At 70.8% G+C, this 14,662-nt stretch carries 15 protein-coding genes and 1 pseudogene; 6 read left to right on the top strand and 10 right to left on the bottom strand.

The features are described from left to right. The first annotated feature begins 7 nt into the window (after positions 1–7). Both ACXJKB_RS10655 and ACXJKB_RS10650 read left to right on the top strand, forming a co-directional pair. A complete protein-coding gene (locus tag ACXJKB_RS10655) occupies positions 8–451 on the top strand; it encodes a VOC family protein (protein ID WP_457188118.1) in 444 nt (147 codons plus the stop codon). Positions 452–483: 32 nt separating this feature from the next. Then, a complete protein-coding gene (locus ACXJKB_RS10650; protein ID WP_457188116.1) occupies positions 484–903 on the top strand; it encodes a hypothetical protein in 420 nt (139 codons plus the stop codon). Between the two features lie 29 nt (positions 904–932). On the opposite strand, the gene ACXJKB_RS10645 is transcribed toward ACXJKB_RS10650, so the two are convergent. The 8 genes and pseudogenes from ACXJKB_RS10645 to ACXJKB_RS10610 form a co-directional block, all read right to left on the bottom strand. Beyond that, positions 933–1,523, bottom strand: a complete 591-nt coding sequence (locus tag ACXJKB_RS10645; RefSeq protein ID WP_457188114.1) for a mismatch-specific DNA-glycosylase — start codon at positions 1,521–1,523, stop codon at positions 933–935. Positions 1,524–1,629: 106 nt separating this feature from the next. Next, positions 1,630–2,823, bottom strand: a complete 1,194-nt coding sequence (tuf, locus tag ACXJKB_RS10640) for an elongation factor Tu (RefSeq protein WP_300049773.1) — start codon at positions 2,821–2,823, stop codon at positions 1,630–1,632. 73 nt (positions 2,824–2,896) lie between these two features. Then, positions 2,897–5,014 carry an elongation factor G gene (gene fusA / locus ACXJKB_RS10635; protein ID WP_191194607.1) on the bottom strand — a complete coding sequence of 706 codons (2,118 nt, stop codon included), beginning with the start codon at positions 5,012–5,014 and terminating at the stop codon, positions 2,897–2,899. 89 nt (positions 5,015–5,103) lie between these two features. Next, on the bottom strand, positions 5,104–5,574 hold the full coding sequence (gene rpsG / locus ACXJKB_RS10630; RefSeq protein ID WP_191194606.1) for a 30S ribosomal protein S7: 471 nt from the start codon (positions 5,572–5,574) through the stop codon (positions 5,104–5,106). After that, on the bottom strand, positions 5,574–5,945 hold the full coding sequence (rpsL, locus tag ACXJKB_RS10625; RefSeq protein ID WP_056906817.1) for a 30S ribosomal protein S12: 372 nt from the start codon (positions 5,943–5,945) through the stop codon (positions 5,574–5,576). Before rpsL ends, rpsG begins: the two co-directional genes overlap by 1 nt. Before the next feature lie 198 nt (positions 5,946–6,143). Next, positions 6,144–7,400, bottom strand: a pseudogene (locus ACXJKB_RS10620) (MFS transporter); the annotation flags it as partial. Between the two features lie 57 nt (positions 7,401–7,457). Further along, on the bottom strand, positions 7,458–7,901 hold the full coding sequence (locus ACXJKB_RS10615; RefSeq protein WP_457188111.1) for a MarR family winged helix-turn-helix transcriptional regulator: 444 nt from the start codon (positions 7,899–7,901) through the stop codon (positions 7,458–7,460). 186 nt (positions 7,902–8,087) lie between these two features. After that, positions 8,088–9,575, bottom strand: a complete 1,488-nt coding sequence (locus ACXJKB_RS10610) for an NCS2 family permease (protein WP_457188109.1) — start codon at positions 9,573–9,575, stop codon at positions 8,088–8,090. A gap of 64 nt (positions 9,576–9,639) precedes the next feature. On the opposite strand from ACXJKB_RS10610, the gene ACXJKB_RS10605 reads away from it, so the two are divergent. Together ACXJKB_RS10605 and ACXJKB_RS10600 are read left to right on the top strand one after the other, a co-directional pair. Beyond that, positions 9,640–9,927 (top strand): DUF2530 domain-containing protein, encoded by a 288-nt coding sequence (locus tag ACXJKB_RS10605; protein ID WP_254182517.1) that lies wholly within the window; start codon positions 9,640–9,642, stop codon positions 9,925–9,927. 10 nt (positions 9,928–9,937) lie between these two features. Next, a complete protein-coding gene (locus ACXJKB_RS10600) occupies positions 9,938–10,531 on the top strand; it encodes a class I SAM-dependent methyltransferase (RefSeq protein WP_457188107.1) in 594 nt (197 codons plus the stop codon). Between the two features lie 22 nt (positions 10,532–10,553). Here ACXJKB_RS10600 and ACXJKB_RS10595 read toward each other — a convergent pair whose 3' ends face one another. Next, positions 10,554–11,348: a DUF3027 domain-containing protein gene (locus ACXJKB_RS10595; protein ID WP_457188105.1), complete on the bottom strand. Its 795-nt coding sequence runs from the start codon at positions 11,346–11,348 to the stop codon at positions 10,554–10,556. A 111-nt stretch (positions 11,349–11,459) separates the two neighbouring features. Here ACXJKB_RS10595 and ACXJKB_RS10590 point away from each other — a divergent pair, with 111 nt between their 5' ends. Next, positions 11,460–12,917 carry an MFS transporter gene (locus tag ACXJKB_RS10590; RefSeq protein WP_457188103.1) on the top strand — a complete coding sequence of 486 codons (1,458 nt, stop codon included), beginning with the start codon at positions 11,460–11,462 and terminating at the stop codon, positions 12,915–12,917. 22 nt (positions 12,918–12,939) lie between these two features. Here the strand turns inward: ACXJKB_RS10590 and ACXJKB_RS10585 are convergent, their stop codons facing one another. After that, a complete protein-coding gene (locus ACXJKB_RS10585) occupies positions 12,940–13,335 on the bottom strand; it encodes a cold-shock protein (RefSeq protein WP_457188101.1) in 396 nt (131 codons plus the stop codon). Positions 13,336–13,549: 214 nt separating this feature from the next. Between ACXJKB_RS10585 and ACXJKB_RS10580 the strand changes: the two genes are divergently transcribed. Further along, the coding region (locus ACXJKB_RS10580) for a S8 family serine peptidase (protein ID WP_457188099.1) at positions 13,550–14,662 on the top strand (1,113 nt) is incomplete at its 3' end.

Below are 14,662 nucleotides of genomic sequence, written 5' to 3'. Positions count from 1 at the left end.
TCGTCGCATGATCACCAACATCTCCCTCATGTCCGTCTGGGTGAAGGACATCGACGAGTCCCTCGCCTTCTACACCGACGTCCTCGGCTTCGAGGTCGGCGACGACCTGCAGCTCGGGCCCGACTTCCGCTGGTGCACGGTCTTCCACTCCAAGCAGCCCGAGGTCCACCTCCACCTGACCACTCCCAGCGGCCCCCTCCCCGACTACCTCATCGAGGCGATGAAGCGCGCGCAGGACGAGGGCGGCCTGCCGGGCATCGGGATGAACGTCGACGACTGCCACGCGACCTACCGGGACCTCAAGGCCAAGGGCGTGGAGTTCCTGCAGGAGCCGGAGGAGCGGCCCTACGGCGTCGAGGCACTGATGCGCGACAACTCCGGCAACTGGATGGTGCTGGTCGAGAAGCGGGACTTCGTCCCGGAGGACTTCGACGGGGTCGACATGGGCTGACGCCCGGAGCGCGCCCGGCGTACCGTGGATGGATGAGGAGCTGGCTCATCACCGTCGGCGCGCTGCTGCTGGCCCTGGTGCTGCTCCGACTGGCCTGCGCCGCCCTCCGGGGCGACCTCGCCGAGTGGCGCAGCGCCCGGGCCGCAGCACGGCGCGCGCGGCGCGCACGGCGGCACGGTGCCGACGTCGTCCCGCTCCACCGACCGGTCGAGAGGGTGGGCGCCGACCTGCGCCGGCTCCACTCCACCTTCCACCGCGGCGGCATGCGCTTCGCGAAGTACGAGGGCTGCCGGCTGGCCTACGACCGGGTCCTCGGCGAGGCCGCCGACATGGCGGGGCGCCCCCACCTGCTGGCCGTCCTCCCGCCCGGCGAGGATCTCGACCACGAGCGCCAGCGGGTGGAGGGACTGCTCGTCCAGCACGGCCTGCTCCCGCCGCCGTACGCCGCCTGACGGGCGCTCCCGGCTCCGCGGGGGTCAGGTCACGGCTCCGGCGTGCTCCCGAGCACTCCGGCCGCCCGGGCCGCGTCGGCGTAGGCCCGGGCCAGCGTCGCGACGGTCTCGTGGGCGTTGAGCCCCGACGGGTTGGGCACCACGAACACCCGCGAGGCGCCCCAGCGGTCGGGCTGCTCGCCGACCCGGGCACGGGGCTCGCCGAACGCCGTGCGGTAGGCGGTGATGCCGGCAACCGCCACGACGGCCGGACGACGCTCTGCCACCAGTGCGTGGAGCCGCTCCCCGCCCTCCCGCAGCTCGGCTGGCGTGAGCTCGTCGGCCCGTGCCGTCGCTCGCGGCGCCACGTTGGTGATGCCGATCCCCTGCCGCCGGAGCAGGTCGCGGTCCTCGTCGGTCATGCCCGCTGCCGGGTCGATCGGGGACGTGAGGACCCCGGCGCGCAGCAGCGCGGGGTAGAACCGGTTGCCGGGGCGGGCGAAGTGGGACTGCGTGGCGGCGGTCCACAGGCCCGGGTTGATGCCGACGAACAGCAGCCGCAACGGCTGGCCGGCGGACGGGAGGAGGTCGGGGACCTCCACGTCGCGGAAGGTCTCGAGCTCGGCCCTGGTGAACCCCATGGCTGACATCCTGCCGGGCGGGTCCGACCCGGGACGCGCGAGACCCCGCCTCCCTTGCGGGAGACGGGGTCTCGGTGTGGTGCTGGTGCGCCCTCAGGCGCTCAGATCACTTGGTGATCTTGACGACGCGGCCGGCGCCGACCGTGCGGCCACCCTCGCGGATGGCGAAGCGCAGGCCCTCGTCCATCGCGATGGGCTGGATGAGCTCCACCGACATCTCGGTGTTGTCACCCGGCATGACCATCTCGGTGCCCTCGGGCAGGGTCACAACACCGGTCACGTCAGTCGTACGGAAGTAGAACTGGGGACGGTAGTTGTTGAAGAACGGCGTGTGACGGCCGCCCTCGTCCTTGCTGAGGATGTAGACCGAGGCCTCGAAGTTCGTGTGAGGCGTCGTGGTGCCCGGCTTGATGACGACCATGCCGCGCTCGATGTCCTCGCGCTTGGTGCCACGGAGGAGCAGACCGACGTTCTCGCCCGCCTGGCCCTCGTCGAGGAGCTTGCGGAACATCTCGACACCGGTGACGGTCGACTTCTGGGCGGTCTCGCGGATGCCGATGATCTCGACCTCCTCGTTGACCTTGACGATGCCGCGCTCGATGCGACCGGTGATGACGGTGCCACGACCAGTGATCGTGAAGACGTCCTCGACGGGCATGAGGAAGGGCTTGTCGGTCTCGCGCTCGGGCGTCGGGATGGACTCGTCCACCGCCGTCATGAGCTCGACGATCGAGTCGGCCCACTTCTCGTCACCCTGCAGGGCCGGGAAGGCGGCAACGCGAACCACGGGGATGTCGTCGCCCGGGAACTCGTACTCCGAGAGGAGCTCGCGCACCTCCATCTCGACGAGCTCGATGAGCTCCTCGTCGTCGACCATGTCGCACTTGTTGAGCGCCACGACCAGGGCCGGCACGCCGACCTGGCGGGCGAGCAGCACGTGCTCACGCGTCTGCGGCATCGGGCCGTCGGTGGCGGCGACCACGAGGATCGCGCCGTCCATCTGGGCCGCGCCGGTGATCATGTTCTTGATGTAGTCGGCGTGACCGGGGCAGTCGACGTGCGCGTAGTGGCGCGCCTCGGTCTGGTACTCGACGTGCGCGATCGAGATCGTGATGCCGCGCTGGCGCTCCTCGGGGGCCTTGTCGATCTGGTCGAACGCCGAAGCCTCGTTGAGGTTCGGGTACTTGTCGTGCAGCACCTTGGTGATCGCCGCGGTCAGCGTCGTCTTGCCGTGGTCGATGTGACCGATGGTGCCGATGTTGACGTGCGGCTTGGTCCGCTCGAACTTCGCCTTAGCCACTGGGGCTCCTCCTGATTGTTGTTACTTGACTCGTGGGTGTGGGGTGGTGCTGGTGCCGAGGATCCGGGCGAGATTACTCGCCGCGGACCTTCTTGATGATCTCGTCGGCGATGTTCGTGGGAACCTCGGCGTACGAGTCGAACTCCATCGAGTACGACGCCTGACCGGAGGTCTTGGACCTCAGGTCGCCAACGTACCCGAACATCTCGGACAGGGGCACAAGGGCGTTGACGACCATGTCGCCGTGACGCTCCTCCTGAGCCTGGATCTGGCCACGACGCGAGTTGATGTCGCCGATCACGGTGCCCAGGAACGTGTCGGGCGTGGTGACCTCTACGGCGAACATCGGCTCGAGCAGGACCGGCTTTGCCTTGCGTGCGGCCTCCTTGAAGGCCTGGTTTCCGGCGATCTTGAACGCAAGCTCGGACGAGTCGACGTCGTGGTAGGCGCCGTCCTCGAGGGAGAACTTCACGTCCACCATGGGGTAGCCGGCGAGCACGCCGAACTCCATGGCCTCCTGGCCACCCTGGTCGACCGAGGGGATGTACTCCTTCGGCACGCGACCACCGGACACGTTGTTAACGAACTCGTAGCCCGCGCCGGTGCCGGTCTCAGGGTCGATGTTCGGACCGAGGTTGACGACAACCTTGGCGAACTGACCCGAACCACCGGTCTGCTTCTTGTGGGTGTAGGAGTGCTTCTCGACCGTGTTGCGGACGGTCTCACGGTAGGCCACCTGCGGCTTGCCGACGGTCGCCTCGACGCGGAACTCGCGCTTCATGCGGTCGACCAGGATCTCGAGGTGCAGCTCGCCCATGCCGGCGATGATCGTCTGGCCGGTCTCTTCGTCGGCCTTGACCGTGAAGGTCGGGTCCTCGTCGGAGAGGCGCTGGATCGCGGTGCCCAGCTTCTCCTGGTCGCTCTTCGTCTTGGGCTCGATCGCGACCTCGATCACCGGGGCCGGGAACGTCATCGACTCGAGCACGACCTGGTTGTTCGGGTCGCTGAGCGTGTGACCGGTCTTGGTGTCCTTCAGACCCATCACGGCCACGATCTGGCCGGCGCCGACCGACGCGATCTCCTCACGCTTGTTGGCGTGCATCTGGTAGACCTTGCCGATCCGCTCCTTGCGGCCGTTGACCGAGTTGACCACGGTCGAGCCGGCCTCGAGCTTGCCGGAGTAGACGCGGACGTAGATCAGCTTGCCGAGGTGCGGGTCGGAGGCGATCTTGTAGGCCAGGCCGGAGAACGGCTCGCTGTCCGACGGCTGGCGAACGATGACCTCGTTCTCGTCCTTGACCGAGTGGCCCTGGATGCCGTCGATGTCGAGCGGCGACGGCAGGAACTTGACGACCGCGTCGAGCAGGGGCTGGACGCCCTTGTTCTTGAACGCGGTGCCGCACAGGACCGGGTTGAGCTTGTCGGCCAGCGTGGCGCGACGGATCGCGGCCTCGAGCTCGGCGACGGTGAAGTTCTCGTCACCCTCCTCGAGGTACTTCTCCATGATGTCGTCGTCGGCCTCGGCGAGCGTCTCGATGAACTTCTCGCGATACTCCGCAGCCTGCTCGGCGAGCTCGGCCGGGATCTCCTCGACCTCGTAGTCCTCGCCCATGGTGGTCTCGCCGCGCCAGGTGAGGGCACGCATGCCGACCAGGTCGACGACACCGAGGAAGTCGGACTCGGCACCGATGGGGAGCTGGAGGACCAGCGGGGTGGAGTTGAGGCGCTCGACCATCATGTCGACGCAGCGGAAGAAGTCCGCTCCGGTGCGGTCGAGCTTGTTGACGAAGCACATGCGGGGGACGGAGTACTTGTTGGCCTGGCGCCACACCGTCATGGTCTGCGGCTCCACACCGGCGACACCGTCGAACACCGCCACGGCGCCGTCGAGGACGCGCAGCGAGCGCTCGACCTCGGCGGTGAAGTCCACGTGGCCGGGCGTGTCGATGATGTTGATCTGGTGGTCCTTCCACCAGCAGGTCGTCGCGGCGGACGTGATGGTGATGCCGCGCTCCTGCTCCTGCTCCATCCAGTCCATCGTGGCGCCACCCTCGTGGACCTCACCGATCTTGTAGGTGATGCCGGTGTAGAAGAGGATGCGCTCGGTGGTGGTGGTCTTGCCGGCGTCGATGTGCGCCATGATGCCGATGTTGCGGACCTTGTTGAGGTCGGTGGTGATGTCGACAGCCACTGTTGTGTCTCAGTCCCTCGAAAGTTGGTGGGAGCTCGTGGGGTGAGGGGCCGTACGACGCGCGGTGCGGGTCGTACGGCCCCTCGCCGTCACCAGCGGTAGTGAGCGAAGGCCTTGTTGGACTCGGCCATCTTGTGGGTGTCCTCGCGCTTCTTCACAGCGGCACCGAGGCCGTTGCTCGCGTCGAGGATCTCGTTCATCAGGCGCTCGGACATGGTCTTCTCGCGGCGGTCGGCGGCGTAGCCCACGAGCCAGCGCAGGGCCAGCGTGGTGGAGCGGTTGGCCTTGACCTCGATGGGGACCTGGTAGGTCGCGCCACCGACGCGGCGGGACTTGACCTCGATCGCCGGCTTGACGTTGTCCATCGCGCGCTTGAGCGTGACGACGGGGTCGGTGCCGGTCTTCTCGCGGCAGCCCTCGAGAGCGGTGTAGACGATGCGCTGCGCCACAGCCTTCTTGCCGTCCTGCAGGACCTTGCTCACGAGCTGGGTGACCAGCTGGGAGCCGTAGACCGGGTCGACGACGAGGGGGCGCTTGGGAGCGGGACCCTTGCGAGGCATTACTTCTCCTTCTTCGCGCCGTAGCGGCTGCGGGCCTGCTTGCGGTTCTTGACACCCTGGGTGTCGAGCGAGCCGCGGATGATCTTGTAGCGGACACCGGGAAGGTCCTTCACACGGCCGCCGCGCACGAGCACGATCGAGTGCTCCTGCAGGTTGTGACCGACACCCGGGATGTAGGCGGTGACCTCGACGCCACTGCTCAGGCGCACGCGGGCGACCTTGCGGAGGGCGGAGTTCGGCTTCTTCGGGGTGGTCGTGTAGACGCGGGTGCAGACGCCTCGGCGCTGCGGGGATCCCTTCAGGGCAGGCGTCTTGTTCTTCGACACCTTGTCCTGGCGGCCCTTGCGGACCAGCTGGTTGATGGTGGGCACCGGGTGGTTCCCTCTCTCTGTCATCTGTCACGGCTCGGCGAGGTGCCGGGCTCGGGTGTCATGCGTTGTTGCGCGTGCCTGTTGCGAATTCCGTGGCCAGCCGGGGCGCGGCATGAGACGCCGCGAATTCCGGAGCATGGGCATGGGTCTGGACGTGCCAGACACGAGGATTGAGGCTACTCGTGCGCCACGGCAGAATCAAAATGCCGCTGGTGCCGCCTGGACGGTCGCTTCGGGCACGCGGGGGTCACGCTCGCGCCGCGCCCGGTCGGCCCTGAGGTAGAGGCCCGCCGAGAGCGCCACACCGGCGATCGTGAGCAGCCCGCCGCCCAGCAGCGTCCAGCGTGCGCCGTACTCCTCACCGATCCAGCCGATGATGGGTGCGCCGACGGGTGTCCCGCCCATGAAGATCATCAGGTAGAGGGCCATCACCCGGCCGCGGACCCCGGCGTCGGTGTGCAGCTGCATGTAGGTGTTGGCGCTGGTGATGAAGGTCAGCGCGGTCAGTCCGGTGATCGGCGCGAGCAGCGCGAAGGTGAGGTAGGAGGGCATCAGCCCGGCGAGCATCACCGACAGCCCGAACGCCAGTGCGGCGCCCACGACGAGGCGGTGGCGCACCTGGTTGCGCCGCGCGGCGAGCAGGGCACCCGTCAGCGAGCCGACGGCCAGGAAGGTGCCGAGCAGGCCGAACTCCTCGGGTCCCTTGCCGAACACCTCGGTGGCCATCAGCGCGGAGGTGATCTGGAAGTTGAGGCCGAACGTGCCGGCGAAGAACACCAGTCCCAGCACGAGCAGCAGGTCCGGGCGCGCACGGACGTAGGCCACGCCCTCCCGGATCGCGCCGGGCCCGCGGTCGGCCGGCGCCGCGGCGTCGATCCGGCTGGCGTCGAGGTGGCGCAGCGACCAGATCGGGGCGGCGTACGACACCGCGTTGAGCAGGATGACCCAGCCGGTCGCGACCGATCCCCCGCCGAAGGCGGCGATGAGCAGGCCGGCGAGGCCGGGGCCGACGAGGCGGGCGGCGTTGAAGCTGGCGGAGTTGAGGCCGACGGCGTTGGTCAGGTCGCCCGGCTCGACGAGCTCGGAGACGAACGACTGCCGGGCGGGCGCGTCGAACGCCGACGCCGAGCCGAGCAGGAAGGCGAGGACGTAGACGTGCCAGACCTCGGCGACGCCGGTGACGGCGAGGATGCCGAGGACGGCGGCCGGGAGCGCCATGCCGAGGTTGGTGAGCTGCAGCAGTCGCTGCTTGGGCATCCGGTCGGCGATGAGGCCGGCGAACGGCGTCAGCAGCAGGAACGGCAGGAACTGGAGCCCGGTCGTGATGCCCAGCGCGGTGGCGCCGGACCCGGCGGCGAGCTCGAGCACCAGCCAGTCCTGGGCGACGCGCTGCATCCAGGTGCCGGTGTTGGACACGACACCGCCGGCGGCGTACAGGCGGTAGTTCGCGTTGGAGAGGGAGCGGAACGTGGGACTCGTGGTGACTCCTCAGTCGATCATTCGGTCAGGTGGTCAGTCGGCGACGGCGAGCCGGGCCAGGATCGGCGCTGCGTCGCGGAGGGTGGCGCGCTCGGCCGGCGTGAGCCCGGCGAGGCGCTGGGACAGCCAGGCGTCGCGGCGCTGGCGGTCGGCCAGCACGGCGGCACGGCCTGAGTCGGTGATCGAGACGACGACCTGGCGTCCGTCGGTCTCGTGGGGGCGGCGCTCGACGTAGCCGTCGCTCTCCAGGCAGTTGACCGTGCGGGTCATCGACGGCGGCTGGACGCGCTCGGCGCGGGCCAGGTCGCCGACGGTCTGCTCGCCGATCCGCACGAGGAGCCCGAGCACGACCATCTGCGGGATGCTCAGGTCGTTGTCGGGGTGGCGCTCGTTGACGAGTCGGCGGCGCAGGCGCATGACACCGGCCCGGAGCTCTGAGGCGAGCCCGGCGTCGGTGCGGAGGTCGGCGGTCGGCATGTCGTTAGCATAACTCATTACTTCTGCTAACTATTCCGGCCGCCGATGGCGCCCTGCAGCGATCCCCGGCTGACCGGGGATCGCTGAAGTTGTCAGGCTTTGCACGGGCCGACATGTTCAGTGATCCCCGGCCGACCGGGGATCGCTGACGTCGCGAGGTTCACCCTCGCGCGGACCCTCAGGCGGTCAGGAGAGCCAGCCGCTGATGGGCGTGTAGGCGAAGAAGACGACGAAGAGGGCCGCGACGACCCACATGAGCGGGTGGACCTCCCGGGCCTTGCCGACGACGACCTTGATGAAGACGTACGCCACGAAGCCGGCCCCGATGCCGACCGAGATCGAGTACGTGAAGGGCATCAGGACGACGGTGAGGAACGCCGGGATGGCCACCTCGAGGTCGCGCCAGTCGATCTCGGTGACCTGCTGCATCATCAGGAAGCCCACCAGCACCAGCGCCGGGACGGCCGCCTCCGACGGGATGGCCGCGACGAGGGGGGTGAAGAAGGTGGCGAGCAGGAACAGCACGCCGGTGACGATGGAGGCCAGCCCCGTGCGGGCGCCCTCGCCGACGCCCGAGGCGCTCTCGATGTAGGAGGTGTTGGACGAGACGCCCGCGGCGCCACCGGCGATCGCGGCGACCGAGTCGACGACCAGGATGCGCTGGGCGTTGGGCGGCGTGCCCTCCTCGTCGTTGAGGCTGGCCTCGGCACCGATGGCCGTCATCGTCCCCATCGTGTCGAAGAAGTCGGCCAGCAGGAGCGAGAAGACGAGGAGCAGCGCGGCCAGCACGCCGGTGCCGGCGCTGCCGAAGGCGCCGAACAGGTCGACCTCGCCGAGGGTGTCGAAGGACGGCCAAGCGACGAAGTCGCCGCTGAGGGTGGGCACACTGAGCGACCAGCCCGTGGGGTTGTCGCCCGACGCGGCACCCAGCTCACCGATCGCCTCGACCACGACGGCCACCACGGTGGTGACGAGGATCGAGATGAGGATCGCGCCGCGCACCTTGCGCACCCAGAGGGCGATCATGAGCGCCAGGCCCAGGCAGAACACCAGCACCGGCCAGCCGCCGAGGTGGCCGTCGGCGCCGAGCTGGACCGGGACGGTGGTCTGGAACGCGTCGGGGATGCGGGTCACGACGCGGGCGTCGACGAAGCCGATGAGGGCGATGAACAGGCCGATCCCGACCGAGATCGCCACCTTGAGCTGCTGCGGGACGGCGTGGAAGACGGCCTTCCGGAAGCCGGTGAGCACCAGCAGAAGGATCAGGATGCCCTCGAGCACGACGAGCCCCATCGCCGCCTCCCAGGTGGACTGGCGGGCGATCGTGTTCGCGACGAACGCGTTGAGGCCGAGCCCCGTGGCCAGGGCGAGCGGGAAGTTGGCGAACCCGCCCATGGCGATCGTCAGCACGCCGGCGACCAGCGCCGTACCTGCCGCGATGGCCGGGATGCCGCTGCCCGGCTCGGCCCCGCCGCCCAGGAAGGCGCCCGTCGAGTCGGGCACGAAACCGAGGATCAGCGGGTTGAGCACGATGATGTAGGCCATCGTCAAGAAGGTCACGACGCCGCCGCGGACCTCACGGCCGACGGACGAGCCGCGCTCGCTGATCTTGAAGTAGCCGTCGAGGCCCGAGCCCTGCGGTCGCTGTCGCGCTGTCTGCGTCTGGTCGCTCACAGGACCGCAGTGTGGCACGAAGAGGGGCCCGCGCTGCACCACCGCTCGCGTGTAGCGTGAGCGCGTGGACCTGGGTGACGAGCAGCCGACGCAGCACGAGATCGGTCGGCGCACCTACATCGTGGCGCAGGTCGAGCCGCTCGACGTCGACGGAGTCCGTACGACCGAGGTCGGCACCGCGCTGTGGCTGCTGGGTTTCCTGGGCCTGCTGCCCTTCTGGGGCGCACTCGAGGACAGCGGCCGCACCTGGTGGCTGTGGACCTGCCTCGCCGGTTTCGGGCTCGGCCTCTGTGGCCTGGAGTACTGCCGTCGCCGGCGCAAGGAGCGGGCCTCGCAGCAGGCGGTCCGATGAGCGTCCGCGCATGACGACGCCGACCCGCTGGGAGCTCGCGGGCGAGGACAACCGCGGCTACGGACGCCACTTCGCCGACCTCGTCGCGCAGGGCGCCGACGTCGCCGGCGAGGCCCGGCTTGCCGATGCGCTGGTCCCCCGCGGCGCCCGGATCATCGACATCGGCTCCGGCATGGGCCGCATCGCGGCCGAGCTGGCGGCTCGGGGCCACGACGTCGTCGCGACCGAGCCCGACCCGGCGCTCCGCGACCAGTCGCGGGCGACCTACGCCGACCTCGAGGTCCTGCCCCACGACGCGCTGGCCCTCGACCCGGCCGAGCTGGGCGCGTTCGACCTCGCGGTGCTCGTCGGCAACGTGATGATCTTCCTCGCCGAGGGCACCGAGCGGGGCGTGCTGCAGCGGGTGCGCGACCTGCTCGCCCCGAGCGGGCGCGCACTCGTGGGATTCCACCTTCAGGCGGTCAAGGCCGGCAGCCGCACCTATCCCGCCGACGAGTTCGTCGCCGACGTGGAGGCGGCCGGGCTGCGGGTGGTGCACCGGTTCGGCAGCTACGAGCTGCACGAGCCGGTCGGCGACTACGCCGTGTGGGTGCTGGGCCGCTGAACCTGCGCCGGGACCCTGCGTCTCAGAGGGGCTCGAGCTCGTCGTCGCCCACGGTGTCGTGCACGTGGTCCGGGAGCGGCAGCGGCTGCTGCTTGCGCGCGAGCTTGACCTCGGAGTGCGCGCCACAGCCGTGGTCGACGGAGACCACGCGACCGTCGTCGTTGGCGTTGCCGTTGGCGCAGACGCCGAAGCTCATCGACAGCGACCCGTTGAGGCGGACCAGGAAGCCGCAGGACCAGCAGCTGTCCGGCGCGCTCTTCGCCAGCGGCGCCTCCGGGCCGCCGGGCCCGGCCTGCCAGCGCTCGGCCGCCATGTCGAGTCCCTCGCGGCTCAGGGTGCGGACGCGGCCCAGCCCGAGGTCCTCGGCCACGCGGCGCACCTGCGCCCGGGCGTCACCGTCGAGCGGGGTGTCGATCGGGTCGTCGCCGACGAGGTAGGTCGGAACCAGCCGGGCGTCCTCGTCCTCGACGGGCAGGAGGTCGCCGGGTGACAGGTCGCCGGGCTGGAGGCGCTCCTTGTAGGGCACCCAGTCGGGCGCCACGATGGCCTCGTCGCCGGGCAGCAGGACGACCTCGTTGACGGTCAGGTCCTTGCCGCGCTTGGCGCGGGTCATGGTGACCGACCAGTACCAGCCCGGGTAGCCCGGGCGGGTGCACGAGAAGTGGTGGGTGACGACGCGCTCGCCCTCGGCGCGGGCGCCGAGGTGGTCGCCGATGTCGGTCGGGTCGGCGACCTCGAGGACGACGCTGCGCGCCAGCTCCACCGCCTTGGCGAGGACCGAGTCGGGCTTGCCGGCACGAGTAGGGAGAGCGATCACCTGCGCATCATGGCAAATGGCTGGTGGTCCTGTCCCGTCGGGGACGCCGGACGCGACCAGACCTGCGGGTGTCGGACGCAGGGCCGGGAGCCGTAGGCCAAGATGGTGCACGTGACGTCCGACCGCCCCGAACCCACCGCGGGTCCGCAGTCGGAGCGCTCCGACACCGCCACCGACGCACCCCGATCGGGCACCGACGCACCGGCGGCGGGAGCTGGCGCGCCCCGCGCGGGCGCCGTACGACGCTCGTTCGCCGGGGCTGCCCGCGGAGCCCGGGCGGCCGGTCGCGGCGCGGGGACCGCCGGTCAGTTCGCGGTCGCGCAGACACGGCGGGCCACCCGCGCGGAGGGCGCCGGCGACTCGGGGCTCTCGCGCCTGATCGAGCTCCACGCCTTCAACGCCGCCGGTGACGCCGCCGTCGCGATCTCGCTCGCCGGCACCCTCTTCTTCCAGGTCCCGACCGGGGAGGCCCGCGGCCAGGTCGCGCTGTTCCTGGGCCTGACGATGCTGCCCTTCGCGATCGTCGCGCCGCTGATCGGCCCGTTCCTCGACCGCTTCAGCCACGGCCGGCGGTGGGCCGTGGGCGCGACCATGGCGATCCGCTGCTTCCTCTGCTGGGTGCTGGCGACGGCCGTGGTCACCGAGTCCGACTGGCTGTTCCCGGCGGCGCTGGGCTGCCTCGTCGCCTCCAAGGCGTACGGCGTCACGCGCGCCGCGGCGGTCCCCCGGCTGCTGCCGCCCGACCTGACGCTCGTCAAGGCCAACGCCCGGGTCTCGCTCGCGGGCGTGGTGGGCGCTGGGCTGTCCGCGCCGCTCGCCATCCTCGCCTCGACGTTCGGCCCGGAGTGGTCGCTGCGCTACGGCTTCCTGGTCTTCGTGCTCGCGACGATCTGGGCGATCCGGCTTCCGCAGAAGGTCGACTCCAGCCACGGCGAGGGCGAGATGGTGCTGACCGGCTCGACCGACGAGGTGCGCACCGGTCGTCGCCCGCGCACCCGCATCCCCGGGGCGGTGGCGTTCGCGTTGCGGGCCAACTGTGGACCGCGGTGGTTCTCGGGCTTCCTCACGATGTTCATGGCGTTCCTGCTGCGCGACAACCCGATCGGCGACTGGCGGCCCGAGGTGCTGCTCGGGCTCGTGATCGGCGCGGCGGGCCTCGGCAACACCATCGGCATCACGATCGGGTCGCTGCTCAGACGCCTGAACCCGGCGATGACGGTGGTGATCGCCCTGCTGGCCGACGTCGTCGTCGCGATCCTGGCGGCGTTGTTCTACGGGCTCGCCACCCTCGTGCTGCTCGGGCTGACAGCTGGCCTCGCGCAGTCGCTCGCCAAGCTGTCGCTCGACTCGACGATCCAGCGCGACATCCCCAGCCGCATCCAGGCCAGCGCGTTCGCCCGCTCCGACACCACGCTCCAGCTGGCGTGGGTCATCGGCGGCTTCGTGGGGATCGTGATGCCGCTGATGCCGCAGCTCGGCCTCGGCATCGCGGCCGGGGTCCTGGGGCTCTGGGCGGCGTTCGTGCTGTTCAGCCGTCCGCACCGGGCGTCAGGGCCGGCGCGTACCTGACGACGCCGCCGGTCGCGGTGGATCAGGCGTCGAGCTCGTCGGCGAGGGCGCGCAGCACCTTCGCCGTGCCGCGCGCGGCCGCGCGCTCGGGGTGCCGGCCCCGCCGGTAGGTCTCCTCGACGCCCTCGAGCATCTTGATGAGGTCCTCGACGATCGTCACCATCGCCTCCGGCTGCTTGCGCTGGGCGTTGCGCTGGTTGCGCGCGACCGAGGCGGGGGCGTCGATGACGCGCACCTGCAGCGCCTGGTCGCCGCGGCGACCCTGGGCGATGCCGAACTCGACCTTCGTGCCGGCCTTGAGCGTGGTCGTGCCCTCGGGCAGCGCGTCGGCGTGGACGTAGACGTCCGGGCCGTCCTCCTGCGACAGGAAGCCGAAGCCCTTCTCCGTGTCGTACCACTTCACCTTGCCACTCGGCACGGTCCACCCCACTCAGCTCAGCACTCGGCGCCGCGTGGTTCCACCCGGCCCGGCACAGGATAGGGGGCGCCACCGACCCCCGACCAACGGGTTCTGGCGCCGGGTCCCGGGGGAGGGCTTTGATTTGGTGACGGCACTACTGGGACCATGGGAGGCTCGGGGGTCCCACCGCTGGGGGCGGAGGGTGACCAGAGCTGCTGAGCGGGAGAGACACGTGCGGACACGACGGACCAGACGGTTGATCGGCTGCGGCCTGCTCACGCTCGCCCTCGGCCTGTCGGTCCCTGCCGTCGCGACCGCCGACGACGCCCCGCCCACCGCAGCGCCGGGCGACCTCGCCCTCGTGACGATGAACGGCGGCGGCACCGCCGCCGGCCGCGCGGAGGCACCCGAGCTGCTGGCCGCGCAGGACGCCGTGCTCACCGCCGTCGGTGCCGGCGAGCCCGTCTACCGCTGGACCACCGCGCTCAACGGCTTCGCGGTCCGGCTGACCGAGGCCCAGCTGACCGCGCTCGTCGACCAGCCCGGCGTCGCCTCGGTCGAGGCCGACTCCATCCGCCCGATGGCCGGGCGGACGTCGTTCGCGGCCGTCCGTGGCGCCGCGGCCAGCCCGCGCCTGCGGGGCGGGGCCGGCGTGGTGATCGGTGTCGTCGACTCGGGCATCGCGCCGGAGTCGCCCGCCTTCGCGGAGGTGCCGGGACTCGGCGCCGACCCCGAGGGCTTCGCCGGCGCGTGCGCCGAGGGCGACGGCTGGACGGTCAACGACTGCACCCGCAAGATCGTCGGCGCCCGCTGGTACGTCGGCGGCTTCGGCGCCGACCGCGTGAGGTCCTCGGAGTCGCTGTCGCCGCGCGACGCGCTCGGGCACGGCACGCAGGTCTCCTCGGTCGCGGCCGGCAACGCCGGTGTCAGCGTCCGGGTCGACGACCGTGACGCCGGCTTCTTCGGCGGCGTGGCCCCGCAGGCGCGGGTCGCCACCTACAAGGCCTGCTGGGGAGCACCCGACCCCGCCGACGACGGCTGCTCGACCGCCGACGTCGTGTCCGCGGTCGACGCCGCGGTCGCCGACGGCGTCGACGTCCTCAGCCTGGCCCTCGCAGGGGGCGAGCTCATCGACACCCTCCAGGTGGCGCTCCTCGGCGCCGCCGAGGCCGACGTGGTCGTCATCGGCGCGTCCGGCAACTCCGGAGCGTCGGCCTACGCCGCGCACGCTGCCCCGTGGGTCACGACCGTCGGCGCCGCCGTCGGCCGGATGTCGCGGGGCCGGGTCGTGCTCCCCGGCGGCCGTTCGTGGGACGGCGGCGGGCGCCCTGCCACGGTGCGAGGC

The organism is Nocardioides sp. P5_E3, assembly GCF_054049275.1.
Note: the sequence above shows the minus strand (reverse complement) of the source record. Positions and strands in the feature narration are given on the sequence as shown.